Source organism: Maridesulfovibrio pacificus (SeqCode), from assembly GCF_048612815.1.
GTDB lineage: Bacteria > Desulfobacterota > Desulfovibrionia > Desulfovibrionales > Desulfovibrionaceae > Maridesulfovibrio > Maridesulfovibrio pacificus.
On the sequence record NZ_JBLZNE010000001.1, the window covers coordinates 1145457 to 1160913 of the forward strand.

Annotated in this window: 14 protein-coding genes; 9 read left to right on the forward strand and 5 right to left on the reverse strand. The window is 46.5% G+C overall.

The window, feature by feature from the left end:
- The first annotated feature begins 45 nt into the window (after positions 1–45).
- The 6 genes from ACNI23_RS05505 to ACNI23_RS05530 all read left to right on the forward strand — a co-directional run bounded on the left by ACNI23_RS05505 (position 46) and on the right by ACNI23_RS05530 (position 5028).
- Positions 46–723, forward strand: coding sequence for a precorrin-2 dehydrogenase/sirohydrochlorin ferrochelatase family protein (locus ACNI23_RS05505; RefSeq protein WP_420247207.1), 678 nt, complete (start codon positions 46–48; stop codon positions 721–723).
- Positions 710–1537, forward strand: a complete 828-nt coding sequence (locus ACNI23_RS05510) for a cytochrome C assembly family protein (RefSeq protein ID WP_420247208.1) — start codon at positions 710–712, stop codon at positions 1535–1537. Before ACNI23_RS05505 ends, ACNI23_RS05510 begins: the two co-directional genes overlap by 14 nt.
- 1 nt (position 1538) lies before the next feature.
- On the forward strand, positions 1539–2858 hold the full coding sequence (gene hemA, locus ACNI23_RS05515; RefSeq protein WP_420247209.1) for a glutamyl-tRNA reductase: 1320 nt from the start codon (positions 1539–1541) through the stop codon (positions 2856–2858).
- A gap of 11 nt (positions 2859–2869) precedes the next feature.
- Complete coding sequence (locus ACNI23_RS05520) at positions 2870–3205, forward strand: hypothetical protein (RefSeq protein ID WP_420247210.1); 336 nt, start codon at positions 2870–2872, stop codon at positions 3203–3205.
- A gap of 53 nt (positions 3206–3258) precedes the next feature.
- Entirely contained in the window at positions 3259–4284 is a 1026-nt protein-coding gene (gene tilS, locus ACNI23_RS05525) for a tRNA lysidine(34) synthetase TilS (protein ID WP_420247211.1), read from the forward strand.
- Positions 4285–4356: 72 nt separating this feature from the next.
- On the forward strand, positions 4357–5028 hold the full coding sequence (locus tag ACNI23_RS05530; RefSeq protein ID WP_420247212.1) for an adenylate kinase: 672 nt from the start codon (positions 4357–4359) through the stop codon (positions 5026–5028).
- A gap of 173 nt (positions 5029–5201) precedes the next feature.
- Here ACNI23_RS05530 and ACNI23_RS05535 read toward each other — a convergent pair whose 3' ends face one another.
- Positions 5202–6626 carry a transferase gene (locus tag ACNI23_RS05535; protein WP_420247213.1) on the reverse strand — a complete coding sequence of 475 codons (1425 nt, stop codon included), beginning with the start codon at positions 6624–6626 and terminating at the stop codon, positions 5202–5204.
- Positions 6627–6860: 234 nt separating this feature from the next.
- Complete coding sequence (gene mgtE / locus ACNI23_RS05540; RefSeq protein WP_420247214.1) at positions 6861–8213, reverse strand: magnesium transporter; 1353 nt, start codon at positions 8211–8213, stop codon at positions 6861–6863.
- A 171-nt stretch (positions 8214–8384) separates the two neighbouring features.
- On the opposite strand from mgtE, the gene nadC reads away from it, so the two are divergent.
- Genes nadC through nadB form a run of 3 tightly spaced genes read left to right on the forward strand, consistent with a single transcriptional unit; the run spans position 8385 to position 11949 of the window.
- Positions 8385–9260, forward strand: a complete 876-nt coding sequence (gene nadC / locus ACNI23_RS05545) for a carboxylating nicotinate-nucleotide diphosphorylase (protein ID WP_420247215.1) — start codon at positions 8385–8387, stop codon at positions 9258–9260.
- An 11-nt stretch (positions 9261–9271) separates the two neighbouring features.
- Positions 9272–10294 (forward strand): quinolinate synthase NadA, encoded by a 1023-nt coding sequence (gene nadA, locus ACNI23_RS05550; RefSeq protein WP_420250556.1) that lies wholly within the window; start codon positions 9272–9274, stop codon positions 10292–10294.
- Positions 10295–10353: 59 nt separating this feature from the next.
- Positions 10354–11949 (forward strand): L-aspartate oxidase, encoded by a 1596-nt coding sequence (gene nadB, locus ACNI23_RS05555; RefSeq protein WP_420247216.1) that lies wholly within the window; start codon positions 10354–10356, stop codon positions 11947–11949.
- 64 nt (positions 11950–12013) lie between these two features.
- On the opposite strand, the gene ACNI23_RS05560 is transcribed toward nadB, so the two are convergent.
- The 3 genes from ACNI23_RS05560 to rpsT all read right to left on the reverse strand — a co-directional run bounded on the left by ACNI23_RS05560 (position 12014) and on the right by rpsT (position 15283).
- Entirely contained in the window at positions 12014–13468 is a 1455-nt protein-coding gene (locus tag ACNI23_RS05560) for a TrkH family potassium uptake protein (protein WP_420247217.1), read from the reverse strand.
- The gene (gene trkA, locus ACNI23_RS05565; protein ID WP_420247218.1) at positions 13468–14835 is read right to left on the reverse strand and encodes a Trk system potassium transporter TrkA; all 1368 of its coding nucleotides are present in this window, start codon (positions 14833–14835) and stop codon (positions 13468–13470) included. Before trkA ends, ACNI23_RS05560 begins: the two co-directional genes overlap by 1 nt.
- Before the next feature lie 184 nt (positions 14836–15019).
- Positions 15020–15283, reverse strand: coding sequence for a 30S ribosomal protein S20 (gene rpsT, locus ACNI23_RS05570; protein WP_420247219.1), 264 nt, complete (start codon positions 15281–15283; stop codon positions 15020–15022).
- Between the last annotated feature and the right edge of the window lie 174 nt (positions 15284–15457).

Here is a 15457-nt window from a genome sequence, read left to right on the forward strand (position 1 = left end):
TTGTCATTTTACAATGCACCTACTCATTTGATATGCAGGACTTCTATGACTTACTACCCTATTTTTCTTAAAGTGAAAAACCGCAAGTGTTTGCTGGTCGGAGCCGGCTCTGTGGGAGTACGCAAGCTCAAGTCCATACTTGAATGCGACCCTGAACAGGTGACGGTTCTCGATACAGCGGAAGCTGGACCGGAGATGCTTGAAATCATCCGTGATCAACGGGTGATTTTTGAACAGCGCCCTTTCTGTGACCATGATCTGGACGATGTATTCATCGCCTTTGCCTGCACCAACAACAGCAAGCTTAATCTTCGCATGGCTGAACTTTGTGCTGAAAAAAATATTCTCTGCAATATCGCCGACTTTCCAGAAGGAAGCAACTTTATTGTGCCCTCGGTGATCAGGCAGGGAGATTTAACATTGGCGGTATCTTCCGGGGGATGCACCCCGGCGTTCACCAAGAGAATTCGCCGTGAATTACAGAATATTTTCGGACCGCACTATGCAGCCTTTATTACTTTAATGGGAAGAATAAGGCCGCTGGTCCTTGACCTCGGCAAGGAAACAAGCCACAACACCGCTTTGTTCAGGCAGCTTGTAGCTTCTCCGATTTTAGATGAGCTGGAGGCTGGAGACATGGAACGGGTGAAGGAAATTCTAACCCGTACCCTGCCCCAAGAACTTGTTCCCCGTATACCGGAGTTAATTGATGACCTTATTTGAATTATTCCAGTACGTGACTATAGCCCTTTACCTTACGGGCACTGTTTGCTTTTTCATCGGAAGTCTCAAGAATAATAAGGTATTGGGAAAACTGGGCAACCTTTCCGCTGTCGGCGGTTTCGCCCTGCACACCCTCGACCTGCTTCTGGCGGTTACTCTTTACAGAGAAACGGTTTTAAGCGGCGGGTACTTTTATTTCAGTCTGCTGGGCTGGAGTTGTATCCTCGTCTATTTCGGACTGTGGTGGAAACTGCGCTCTACCTTTTTCGCGCTTACAGCCTCTCCGCTGGCACTGCTACTTTTTATTGTTTCCCTTGCTTCCCAAAGCCTGAAAGTCACCCTTCCTGCACATCTGGCCGGACTTTTCATCGGTCTACACATCGGGACTATCTTCGTCAGCATCGCGCTCATGGCCATGGCTGCCGGGGCCGGGGTCGCTTTTATCTACCTGAACAACAAAATCAAAACCAAGGCAAACCTGACCGGAATGGAAAAGGAAATGCCTTCGCTTAATACTTTCGACAATGTAAACCATTGGTCGATTATCATCGGGTTTCCCCTTTACACTTTGAGTCTTGCTTCCGGTTTCCTCTGGGCACGGGCAGCGTTCACCAAAATGTTTTCCTGGGATCCCAAAGAGATCGTTACTTTAGTAGTCTGGTTTCTTTTTGCCTTCGTCTTTCATCAGCGCATTATGGTGGGCTGGAGAGGCAAAAAACCGGCCATTCTGGTGATTATCGTTTTTGTTATCACCATGATTTCCTTGTGGGGCATCAACTTTTTTGTGCCCACTCACCATAGCTTTAAAGTCTGATATGGACCATAATATTTACCTTATCGGCCTCAACCACCGCTCCGCCGGAGTGGATGTGCGTGAGCGTTACGCCCTGACCAACGTAGAGGAGTTCGAAACCGGACTGCTTGAACTTGGTGTGCGCGAAGTAATGGCCTTATCCACCTGCAACAGGGTTGAAATCCTTGTTGCCTGTGCTCCGGAAATCACCCAGACCAATATCCTTGAATATTGGGCAAAAAGATGCTGCGGTTCTGTTAGTGAACTTGAACCCAACACTTACTGTCATGACGGGTTGAATGCCGTGAAACACCTGTTCCGGGTGGCATGCAGCCTTGATTCAATGATTGTAGGTGAGCCTCAAATTCTGGGCCAGCTCAAAGATTCTTATCGCAAAGCCGTTGAAGCCGGAGCTGCAAGGGTCATCATCAACCGCATGCTGCACAAATCTTTTTTTGTAGCGAAAAGAGTCCGTACGGAGACTTCCATTGCCTCCAGCGCGGTTTCCATCAGCTATGCAGCGGTTGAACTTGCCAAGAAGATTTTCGGTGAACTGGAAGGTCAACGGGCCATGCTTATCGGAGCCGGAGAAATGGCAGAACTTGCCGCTACTCATCTCCTGAACAGCGGTGTAGAGCAAATTTCCATCGCCAACCGAACCTATTCACGCGCCGAAGATCTGGCCAAATGTATGGGGGGAAGCGCGGTTTCCTTTGATAATCTTTATGACCATCTCGTGGAGACCGATATCATTATCAGTTCCACAGGAGCACCGCATGCGGTCATCTCTGCCAAAGAGATGAAGAAGGTTATCAAGAAACGCAAGTATCGCCCGATGTTCTTTATCGATATTGCTGTTCCCCGCGACATTGACCCTGATGTCAACGGTCTGGACAACGTCTATCTTTACGATATTGATGATCTTAAAGACGTTGTTGAGGAGAACAAATCACAGCGTGAAGATGAAGCGATCAAAGCCAACTCCATCGTAGAGTTCGAGACTCTTTCTTTTGGTAACTGGATTAATTCACTCGACCTGCAGCCAACCATTGTGGACCTTTTCAACCGCAGCGAAAGCGTTGCTCAGCAGGAGCTTGCGAAGACTCTCAAGCGACTCGGCGATGTGGATGCCAAGACTCACAAGGCTCTTGAGACTATGGCCATGTCCATCGGTAAAAAACTTCTCCATGAGCCTGTAGCTTTCCTTAAGCGCCGCACGGAAGAAGAAGGCAAGGCTGATGAGTTTGTTGATCTTGCGCGACGCATGTTCAATCTGGATAATGAAACAATTCCTGCGGACGCTCATTGCGGACGAAAGAAAAAAAATAATTTTGATAACTAAAGGATAGGTTCATGAGAAATTACCTTCTTGAAGATATTTATGAAGAAGATCTGGCTAAAACTGTCGATGCCCTCAAGGAAGTAGGATTTTCAGGGCCTATCGATGATATTTTCTACCTGCCCATTCCCGAAGAACTTCTGCAGGATGTCCAGAAAGAACATATCGGTGAATGTGGACCTTACTTCATGGCTCTTGAGGTAATGGAGAACAGCATGAAAATCGAATTGCTTGTCCGGGCTTCGAATAAGATCCGTTGCGAATGTGTAGCTTACGCTACCCCTGAACAGCGGAATCATATGCTTGATTACATGGATAAATTCATTATGGATCTGGGTGTGCATTTGTAGAAGATGCTGCCGGCGGCTTAAAATCTTTTAGTAAGGCTTCGCCGATTTAAATTATGAACTCGTTGCCAAAAAAAATTCAGGAACTAAGTCCCAAGCTCGCAAAGCTCTGCTTAGATATTGAAAAATTTGGCAAACTTAAATCCGGCGAGGACTTCGCCTCAAAATCCATGCTTGTCGGCGTGTCCGGCGGCATCGATTCTACAGCCTTATTGATTATCGCTACCCTGCTCGCCCGTAAATCGGGGGGCAGGGTTTTTTGCGCCCATATTGACCATGGATTGCGGAAGGAATCTCCCGGCGACCACGCTTTTGTCGAAGAGTTGTGCGCCGAGCTAGACGTACCGGTTAAATCGATTGAGGCTGATGTCGCGGGCTATGCTGAACAAAAATCCATAGGGCTGGAAGAAGCCGGACGGATTATCCGATATAATTTCTTCAAGCAGTGCTTGAAGAAATTTGAAGCAGATTTTCTATTGTTAGCACACCATATTGGCGACTTATCTGAAGATGTAGTCATGCGACTCATCCGGGGCACGGGATGGCCTGCTCTCGCTGGAATGGATGCTTATGATCCAAAAAGAAAACTGCTGCGTCCCCTGCTCTCTACTAATAAAGAAGCGCTAGAAGATTTCCTGCGCTCCATCGGTTGTCCGTGGCGGGAAGACGGAAGCAATACTTGCGATGATTATACCCGAAACCGGGTTCGTAACCACATTATACCTTTATTATATGATGAGAACCCAAACCTTGGGGCAGGATTAATCAGACTGAAGAATCAGGCTGAGTTGGATGAAGCATTTTGGGATGAACAGTTAGTTGAAGCCGTGAAGCATGTTCAGGAAGTTGAAGACGGCGGCATAATGCTACCTTGTTCAATTTTGAACAAATACCATTCTGCCTTAAGGTTGCGTATTTATAAAAAAATTTTAGATGACCTCGGACCGGGCCATACCCTCTTTGATTCGATTATACTGTTGGATCAGGGCTTTTTAGGCCAAAAATCCGGTTCAACCTTCCAATTTCCCGGAAAAAAGGTTGTTAAGGTCAATAAAGCAGGACTCTTATTCAAAGTTAATTAGAGGATTGACAGCGACGACAGCAAGGTTTAGAACTTTGTGAAATTTGTTACTAATTCTTTAGGAGGACAACAGATGAATATTCTTATTTTTGGACCCAACGGTAGTGGTAAAGGAACTCAGGGCGCTCTCGCTAAGAAAAAATACGACCTCGATCACATCGAATCCGGCGCAATTTTCCGTAAGCACATCGGTGGCGGTACCGAACTCGGCATGAAAGCTAAAGAGTACATCGACAAAGGTGAACTCGTTCCCGATGATATCACCATTCCTATGGTTCTCGACGTTCTCCAGTCTTCCGATGAAAACGGCTGGCTGCTCGACGGTTTCCCCCGCTCCATCGTTCAGGCTGAAAAGCTCTGGGAAGCTCTCGAAAAAGATGGCGTAAAGCTCGACTTCGTAATCGAAATCCTGCTGCCCCGCGAAGTTGCTAAAAACCGCATCATGGGCCGTCGCCTCTGCGAAAACGATCCTAACCACCCCAACAACAAGTTCATCGACGCTATCAAGCCCGACGGAGACAAATGTCGCGTATGCGGCGGTGCTCTCTCCGAGCGCGCTGATGACCAGGACGAAGATGCAATCAACAAACGCCACGACATCTACTACGATGACAAAACCGGTACTGTTGCAGCTGCATACTTCTATAAAGATCTGGCTCCTAAAGCTGGCTTCAAATACATCGAACTCAATGGTGAAGGCACCATCGACGAAATTAAAGAGACCCTCATGGGTCAGCTCGTTTAGTTCGAAGTTTGCCGAATATAAAAGGCCCGCAGTCATTTTGACTGCGGGCCTTTTTTTTATTCAAAGACTTTCACAATTCAGAAAAGTGAAATCTTATTAAGGATTCCAAAGGGGATTCCTTCCTTTGGCCGCTAGAAGCGAAATCCTTTATATAAATACGTTAACGCATCATATTAATCATCATCAACAATAATGGTCGGGAACATCCCCTGCTTCTCACCGCTCAGGTAAGGCTGAAACAAATTATAGGAGACATACTGAGTTCTCTGGGCATGTCCCCTGCTCTCGGAATTACCATCATAACGGGCACCGTTTTCTACCAAAATATGTTCAATACGGTTTTGGAAATCTCGGATAAAAGCAGCTCCATCTCCATAAAATGACATATCGCCAATATTGAATGCTTTACCTTTGGAGAAAGCATCCAATGACATGGACTGTGTTTCAAGGTCACTTTGCTTGGTCACATATCCCCAGACAATGGTTTCATCCGGGATATCAATTGGTTCGGAGGCGTGGATAATTGTATGCGGCATAACGATTGAACCAGCACCTATGGAAACCTGATTCTCTTTAGTTCCGTGCAGGAAGGAGTTGAAGCCGATAAAGACCTTCTCTCCGATATTTGAATGAACAAGTTTACCGCCGTGGGCAACAACAACCAGTCCGGCAAAGCGGGAATCCACAATAAAACTGTTTTCCTGTGCATTGGAGCCGGTGCCGAGTACAGAATTTTCAATATACGCCCTCTGAGCCACGAGACAGTTTCCACCTATCACACAGTCTCCTTTGACAACAGCATAGCGGCTCACAAAGGCGTTTTCAGGAACCCAAACCGGGAAGGTCTTTGCAAGTGAATCATATACAGGCAGGAAATCACTTCTACGACCTTTAAGAAAATCAGCAAATAAGCCAACAAGCTCTCCGTCCTGATCCCATGAAATATATCTTTCAAGAGTAGCCTGCGGATAACGGTAGTCAAACTCGTATTTGTTGTCGGCTTTAATCCAGATACGGCCCGGATCAATGCAGACTTTGGAAAGGTCTCCAGCCTGAACATAACAATAGTTGCCAAGTATGCAGTTATGCAATTCAGAAAGGTCGGCTGTTGCAAATGCTCCAAGATAGGCACCTTCAGTGGTGGTGCCGTGAATATTTGCATAGTGCATGGAAACAGTGTTTTGGATACGGAAGAGTTCAGGAATCTCAGGGTTACGGGAATGGTTATGAACAAGGGTTTTAAAAAGAAAGCTGTTTACAACCATAATGACTTCATCGCGATACAACTCTGTGGTGACCCCGCCAAAACTAACTTTAGTCCCCGCTGTCTTCAATTCATCCCCACGTATATCACTTCTGAGGACAATCGAACGGTCCACATCGCATTTGCCGAGGAAATATGATCCGCCAAGGTTGCTTTCCCGGAACCGGAAGTAAATTGGATGGTCAATGGACAGAGCGTAATAAGCGTAAGCCTCTGTCAACTTTCCATAATCAATAGTGGATTTGACCACCTGTTCAACATCAAGTCCCATTGGACGAAGGTTAACATTCACCCTCGATATAATATGATTGATAAGTTTTTTGATTCTTTTCATATCTACCTCTTATATGCCGGACATACAGTCCGAACAGGCCGGAAAATTCCCGGATTATCTGCCTTGCGTTTAAACACAGATTGCAGTGATTGATTTTTACGACGGTACCTTTTCCCCCGGCAGCATTCAATAGAAAAAATGTCGTAATTTTATTCAGTTGAAACAAAAAAATAGCCCCATCTGAGTATGTGTTTACTCAAATGGGGCAACTAATTACAATATCTAAAATAACATCTAAAGCAGGAACAATCCGGCAAGTCCAAGTAGTGATAAAAATCCGAAACTATCCGTAATGGTAGTAAGAAATATCGAAGAAGCCTGCGCTGGGTCACGTCCGAACTCTTTAAGAATAATCGGGATTGCACCGCCAACCACTGCGCCTAAAACCATATCGATAAATAGTGCTCCGGCCATAACCATTGCCAGAGTGTAATTGCTTGTCAGCATAAACACGGCACCCAGCACCAACAATGCGATACAAATTCCATTGGCAAGACCGATCTTGAATTCGCGTAAAACCGCTTCCCATGATTTTTTGCGGTCAAATTTTTCAGTAGCAAATTGGCGGATCATAACTGCCAGAGCCTGCTGTCCGGTATTACCTGCCTGGTTGGCAACAATGGGCATAAGTACGGCCAGCATTGCCATCTTGGCAATATTTCCTTCAAATAAATGAACCACCCATGCGGAAACTGCGGAGTTGGCAACGTTGATAACAAGCCAAGGCAGACGCTTCTTAACTGAATATCCCCAAGGGGAATCAACAGTTTCGTCAGTACCCGCACCAACCATTGACTGCATATCTTCACTGGCTTCTTCATTAATAATGTCAATGACATCATCAACAGTGACAACCCCGAGAAAGCGGTGATCAAAATCGGTAACAGGCATAGCCCCGAAGTTATAGTGTGCGATAAGTCGGGCTACTTCCTCTTTATCCACATTATAGTTAACGGAAATAAGGTGCTGGTTGCTGGTTAATTCGGTAAGCATCTTACCTGCACGTGAAATGAGCAGGTCGCGCATGGAAACAACACCAACCAGCTGGTTGCGGCGACCGACAACGTATGCGTAATAAGGAATACTCTTATCTTCCGCTTCCTTGCGTATTTCCGCGATAGCCTGATCAACGGTCATATTGTCGCGGACGATGGCTACTTCGGTAGTCATAACACCACCGGCAGTATCAGGATCAAAGGTCAGCAGGGTTGAAATTTCTTCCCTGTCTTCAGCTTTGATCTGACGCAAAAGGGTTTCCCGCAGATTGTCATCAAGTTCTTCTAGAATGTCCGTGGCGTCATCCGGGGACATTATTTCAAGGATACGAGCGGCCATCCCGACATTAAGTCGTTCAATAAGTTCCCGCTGGTCATATTTTTCCATCTCAGCAATGGAGTCAGCTGCATCACGGATAGGCAACTGCTTAATGAACTTGACCTGTTCTTCCAGACCGAGTTCTTCAATATGATCAGCAGCATCCGCAGGGTGCATAGCATCGATAACGCGCTGGTCTACTTCTCCTGCGCGTCCTTTGCCGTGTTCCTGCCACCGCCGTAATGGTTCGGGTATACCTTTTGGATTAGCCATGGCGCATCAACTATACCAAATAGAATCAAAGGTCAAAATTTATCACCTTGAAACTGCTGAAAAATAACTTTGTGAAATCCTTCTCAGCCCTTGTGCTGCCTCATAAAACGGGATACCAAATTTCGTTACATGACCTCAAACATAATGTTACAAAATATTAACAGGGATAATATGACAGAAAACGCATTTAACGACTTCTTTCAGGCCGAAGCAAAAATGTTCCTTCTGGCCACCATACGAATAGCTTTAAGCGAAGACGGCCCGGACTTGACCTCACTGGGTCTTTTTGAGCAGGATGATATTGCAACTGCTCAAATCATCGCCAAAGAAGATACTGTAATCTCCGGGTTGCCCCTTATCAACTTGATTCTTGAATTTGCAGATCAGGAAAACAAGTGTCAGGTGCATCTCAATGTGGACGAGGGAGATAAAATCTCTAAGGGAACACTTATCGCGGCCATCCAGGGTCCCGCCGGTCTGCTCCTCAAGGCTGAACGTGTTATCCTGAACTTCATTTCCCACATGTCCGGTATCGCAACTGAAACCCGTAAATACGTAGACGCGCTGGATCATAGCGAGACTATCCTCCTCGATACCCGCAAGACCCTGCCCGGCCTGCGTTACCCTGAAAAATACGCTGTCCTTTGCGGCGGAGCCAAAAACCACCGCCTGAATCTGGTGGAAATGCTTATGCTTAAGGACAACCATATTGACCGCGCCGGATCTATCACATCCGCTGTGGAAAAACTCCGCGCTAAATATGGCGAAGACTGCCCGCCGATTGAGGTGGAATGCCGCAATCAGGAAGAAGTGGATGAAGCTGTGGCTACCAAAGTCGAACGGATTATGCTCGACAATATGACCTTTGATGAAGCCAAAGCAGCCATTGCCACAATTCCCGATGAAATTGAAACTGAGATCAGCGGAAATGTGACCCTTGAAACCATTGCTAAACTTGCAGAAGCAGGCCCGGACTACATATCCGTGGGCAGGATCACTCACTCTGCCAAATGCTCAGACATGAGCATGCAGATCATACCGATGTAGGTTCAACTTTGATGTATTCGGATATTATTGCTGAACAAAAGGAAAAATATGGCAAAAGACTGGCGATTCTGGGACACCATTACCAGTCTGATGAAATCATAAAACATACCGATCTCAAGGGCGATTCTTTGGAATTGGCCCGCCAGATCGAGAAGCTGGAAGCGGAATACATTGTATTCTGCGGTGTCCACTTCATGGCAGAATCTGCTGCAATCGTACGTAAGGAGAATCAAAAGATCTTCATTCCCGATGCAAGCGCAGGCTGTGTCATGGCTAATATGGCCCCCGCATGGCTGGTGGATAAGGTGCTGACCAGAATCATTAATGAGACTGGAAGAAAAATCATTCCGCTCGCGTACGTGAACACACCAGCTGCGGTGAAAACCGTATGCGGTAAACACGGGGGGACTGTCTGCACTTCAGCCAATGCTGAGAAAATGCTCAGTTGGGCTCAGGAACAAGGAGACGCAGTTCTTTTCCTGCCGGACAAAAACCTTGCAATGAACACTGCGAATGCTCTGGGCATAGCCCCTGAGAAACGCATGCTCCTCAACATCCGTTCCCTTGGAACACAGATTGATGTTAAGGAAACCATGGACAAAGAACTGCTGATCTGGCCCGGCCTCTGTGCTATTCATCAGCGATTCAAAATGTCCCAGATTGAGGATTTCCGCGCGAAATACCCCGATTGCAAAGTGATTGTTCACCCTGAATGCCCTCCCGAATTGGTACAGGCTTCCGACGGTGCCGGCTCCACTTCATATCTCATTAAATATGTGAATGAAGCACCTGAAGGTTCCACCATAGTAATCGGGACGGAAACCAACCTCGTCAACAGGTTGAAAGATATGTTCCCCGAAAAGAACATCCTCCCGCTGGGCATCAGTTTATGCAGCAATATGGCTAAAATAACAGAAAAAAAACTTGCTGGACTTCTCCAGAATCTGGAAACAACTGCTTACGAAGATGTTTCCGATGATATCCGGGAACCGGCAAGACTTGCTCTCGAAAGAATGCTCGAAGTTTGCAAATAGAATACTGACCTAACCTTTAGCCGGAACCTGAAAAGGCTGCCGTAATATGAGATATAGGCATGCAGGAAAACCGAATGAAAACCGAGGTTTTGATTATCGGATCAGGTATCGCCGGATGTATATCAGCTCTGACGATAGCAGAAAAAGGTATTGAAGTTACTTTATTAACCCCGGGGGATGATCTTTTCACCGGTAATACGAGGCTGGCCCAAGGCGGTATCGTATACACCGGCCCGGACGATTCTCCCAAAAAACTGGAAAAGGATATCAACACAGCCGGTTGGAACTACAACAACAAAAAAGCTGTGCGGGCTATTTCAAAACAGGGCCCGGAGGCTTTAAAAAAGCTTCTGCTGGAAAAATATCCGGTTCCGTTTCAGAAAAATGATGATGGAGAGTTCAGCCTGACCCGTGAAGGAGGTCACGCTGTTAACCGCATTCTATATTGTGCGGACCATACCGGACAGTCGATCATGGATGTGCTCATTAAACATGTGGCCGATCATCCTTATATCCGGGTATGCTCTGATAGAACTGCCATCGACCTTTTGACCAACCATCACCATGCCCGCCAGAATGAGTTTAAGTACTCTTTGAGCAACAAATGTCTCGGCGCGTACGTGTATAATGAGTCGCGGAATATGGTGGAAACCTTTTTGGCTGATTTCACAGTTCTTGCCACAGGCGGATTGGGACAGATTTATCTGCATACCACCAATACTCCCGGTTCCATCGGTTCCGGTATCGCCATGGCCAATCGCGCCAAAGCAAGAGTTATCAATGCTGAAATGGTCCAGTTCCACCCCACTTCTTTCTTCCAGCAGGTACGCACAAGAGCCAGTCGCCGCTTCCTGATTTCAGAAGCAGTACGTGGTGAAGGAGCAAAGCTGATCAACTGCTACGGTGAACCGTTCATGCACCGCTATGATCCCCGTGGCGATCTTGCTCCCCGTGATATTGTCACCCGCTCCATACTTGAGGAAATGCTCAGAACGGAGGAAGAGTGCGTTTATCTTGATGCGGCAAATCATGTTAAGCAGGATTTGCCCACAAGATTCCCGACCATTTACGGAAAATGCCTTGATAACGGGATTGATATCAACAACCAGCCAATTCCGGTTGTACCTGCTGCGCACTACTTCTGCGGAGGTGTGCTGGTGGATGAAAAAGGCAAATCCACTTTGGACCGCCTTTATGCCATCGGCGAATGCTCCTGCACCGGAGTACATGGCGGCAACCGCCTTGCCAGCACCTCCCTGCTGGAAGGCATGCTCTGGGGCTACACTTCGGGTGAGGATATTGCCTCACGTCTGGAAAGAAAATCCAGAATTCCCAAGAAACTGCTCAATGCTGTACCTGATTGGGAAGCACCAGGCTCCAATGAAAACGAAGACCCGGCACTCATTGCTCAGGACTGGGCCTTTATCCGTAACGTCATGTGGAACTACGTGGGTATCACCCGCTCCACTGCCCGTTTAAACCGAGCTATCGACGATTTACAAAATCTGAATCGCAACCTGCGGTCATTTTATAAGCGCACGCCAATCAGCAGGCCGATCATCGACCTGTTCCACGGTTGTCAATCTGCCTTGACCGTCACAGTTGCGGCTCTACGCAACAAACAAAGCGTAGGCTGTCATTACCGAGTAGATTAAAAAAAGAAGGGGAAGCAAAAGCTTCCCCTTCTTTTTTATTTTTAATGGATGACGGATGAACGATTTACTTTCTCCAGAACTCAGGAACACAAAGTACGATCACGGTATAAATTTCAAGACGTCCCAGCAGCATACAGAAGATAAGTGCCCATTTACCCATTTCCGGGATATGAGCATAGTTCTCTGTAGGGCCAACGCTTCCGATACCGGGACCGATGTTGCCGATACAAGCCAGAGATGCAGCGAAAGAAGAAACAACATCCACACCAGTGGCAGCAACAATCAAACCACAGATCACGAAAAGCAGCAACCAGAGCACGAAGAATCCGAGAATATCGTTCATGGTTTCAGGCTTAACCACTGTCTTGCCGAGCTTGACCCGGTTTACAGAGCGGGGATGGATGATGCGGAAAACTTCCTGATATGCCTGTTTTAAAAGCAGCATAATACGCAAATGTTTCATACCGCCACTTGTTGAACCGGCACACCCGCCAAGGAACATACAGAAAAGCAACAAGCCCTGTGCAACGGCAGGCCATATTTCATAGTCCGCAGTGGCATATCCGGTGGTACTTATGATGGATGCAACCTGAAATGACGTGTAGCGAAAAGAATCTGCTATGGAATCATAGTTAGTCGCGGAGTAAACAGAAATGGTTATGATCGCCATAATAATGAGGGTGACGACTCCGAAAAATCTAAATTCCGGATCTTTCCAAAGCAGCAGCGGGCGGCCTTTAATCATCTGGTAATGAAGGCTGAAGTTTACAGCCGCAACAAGCATGAAAAATGTAATTACATAATCAATATAAGCACTCTGAAAATATGCTACGGATGAGTTTTTAGTGGAAAAACCGCCGGTAGCGAGGGTTCCGAAAGTATGACAAAGGGAGTCAAACAAATCCATGCCGCCAAGCATGAGCAGAACCGCTTCAATGGCGGAGAAGAGAACGTAAACCTTCCAAAGTACCAGAGCAGTGTCTTTGATGCGCGGCTTGAGCTTATCCGGCACCGGCCCGGGAACTTCCGCCTTGTAGAGCTGCATCCCCCCTACTCCAAGGAAAGGTAGGATCGCCAGCGAAAGTACAATGATCCCCATGCCCCCCAACCAGTGAGTCAGGCTGCGCCAGAAAAGGATGCCTTTGGCGTTTTTCTCAATATCCATCATCACCGAGGCACCAGTGGTGGTGAACCCGGAAAGGGATTCAAAAAAACAATCGACATAACTGGTGAACACATCACAGAAATAAAATGGCAGGCTGCCGAAAAAACCTGCAAACACCCATCCCAGAGCAACAATCGCCATGCCTTCACGATGACTGAGTCCCTTAGCTTCTTCACGCTCCCTGAAAATAAAAAACAGAGCAAGCCCACTGAAACAGGTCAGCCCAAAAGATTTAAGCAGAGGCAGAATTCCTGCATCCTGATAATAAAGGGAAAATCCCAAGGGAAAAAGCATGGTCAGCCCTACGCAAAGCGTCAAGGCACCAATGATATGCAGAACTATTTTCCAGCGCATTAATAAAGCTCCAGCTTCGTGGTGAGAGCCTTTTCAATCTTAGGTATATTTTTGTGAGTGGAAATAATGAGCAACCGATCATTCGGCTCAATAACAGTCAAACCTGTAGGGATAATAACATCATCTCCGCGTTGAAAACAGAGAATCAGAGTCCCTTTAGGAAGATTCAGTTCCATAATCGGCTTACCCACAATATCAGACTGTTCCTGCGCAATGGCTTCAAGGGCTTCTGCTTCTTCGCCCTTGATGGAGACAGCAGAAATAACTTTACCCTGACGAACAAAATGTAGAATTGAGTTAATCGCAGAAAGGCGCGGACAAACCAGATGGTCGATACCTATGGGTTGAATCAGAGGAATGTAAGCAAACTTATTGATCCGGGTGATAGTCTTACGGGCGCCGAGGTTCTTAGCCAGCAAGCAGGAAAGAATATTCATTTCTTCATCACCGGTTACTGAAATAACCATATCCAGTTCGCCGACATTTTCCTCGTTAAGAAGATCCTGATCTGTTCCGTCACCGTTGAGAACAATTACACGGTCAAGAGCCTCTGATAACTCCGCGCAACGGTCGGCATCGTTATCAATCAGACGGGTGTGGAATTTTTTATTATCAAGAGCACGGGCAAGTAAAGAACCGACATTCCCACCGCCGACAATCAGTACCTTCCTGATAGGATCGGAAAGAATCCCAGCACGTTGAAGCAATACATCCTGCTGGTCACGCATGCAGGTAAAATAGACAATATCGCCCTTCTCAATGGTATCAAGACCACCGGGAATAATCAGCTCATCATCCCTGACAAGAGCTGCAATCACAACATCAATATCGTCACCCAGCTGCTCACGAACTTTCATAAGCTGGATGCCTTCAAGGGGGCTGTCGTCAGGCAGCTTGACCCCGATCAGACGCACCTTGCCACCTACAAAATCGTTGATTTCAACCGAACCGGGAACACTCATAATCCTCAGAATAGATTCAACAACCTCTTCATCCGGGTTAATGATAGTATCAATACGCAAATCTCCTTCAGAAAACATATCGGAATACTTGGTGTAGTCCTCGTTTCTGATACGAGCCAGCTTGATAATACCGGGCTTAAGCTTGTTGGCGAGAAAAGTTGCGATTAGATTGATTTCATCCTTGTCAGTTACAGCCAGAAAAATATCCGCTTCACGCACCCCGGCTTCTTCCAGAATTTCAGGACTTGAACCGGACCCTAGAATCGTCTGGACATCCAGAGAATCGGAAACCTTGCTAAGAGCTTTTGGATTCATGTCAATTACGACAACATCCTTGTTCTCACCGGAAAGACGCCTAGCAACGTTAAAGCCAACTTCGCCGGCGCCTACTATGATAACTCTCAAAAGTTACTCCTTGCGCATTACATCTGGTATAAACAGAAAAGTACTGTTGAAATCAATAGTTGCTTATAACTTGATCGTTTAAATTCAGCAACAACAACTTTTTTCAAAGTGCAAAGAACGTAAAAAGCCCGTCGCACAGGGCGACGGGCTCAAATGGTCTTGTAAAGAATAAATCTTTAAGACACTAAGCCATTTTGTTAACGGCTGCGCTGAGGCGGGAAATCCTGCGTGCTGCTGCACGAGCGTGGATAACCTTTTTGGTTGCTGCCTTATCGAGGACAGAAGTAGCCTTGCGCAGTGCGCTTGCTGCAAGTTCGGTGTCTTTAGCTTCAACAGCTTCACGAACTTCTTTTACAACGTTTTTGATACGGGTACGTACCATGTTGTTACGCAGGTTACGCTTAACGCTCTGACGGTGCCTTTTGAGTGCGGATTTATGGTTCGCCAAGGTATTTCTCCTTAAAATTAAATTTCTATTTTTTAACCCGGCAAGCCGGGGATTACGTTCAAACGAAGAGTGTCTTTAACCAATAACAGCAATAACTGTCAAGGCAGAAGAACATTTTTTTTAAAGAAAAAGTCTAGAAAAAGATGCTCTCACAAACTCTCTCACAAAACGGGC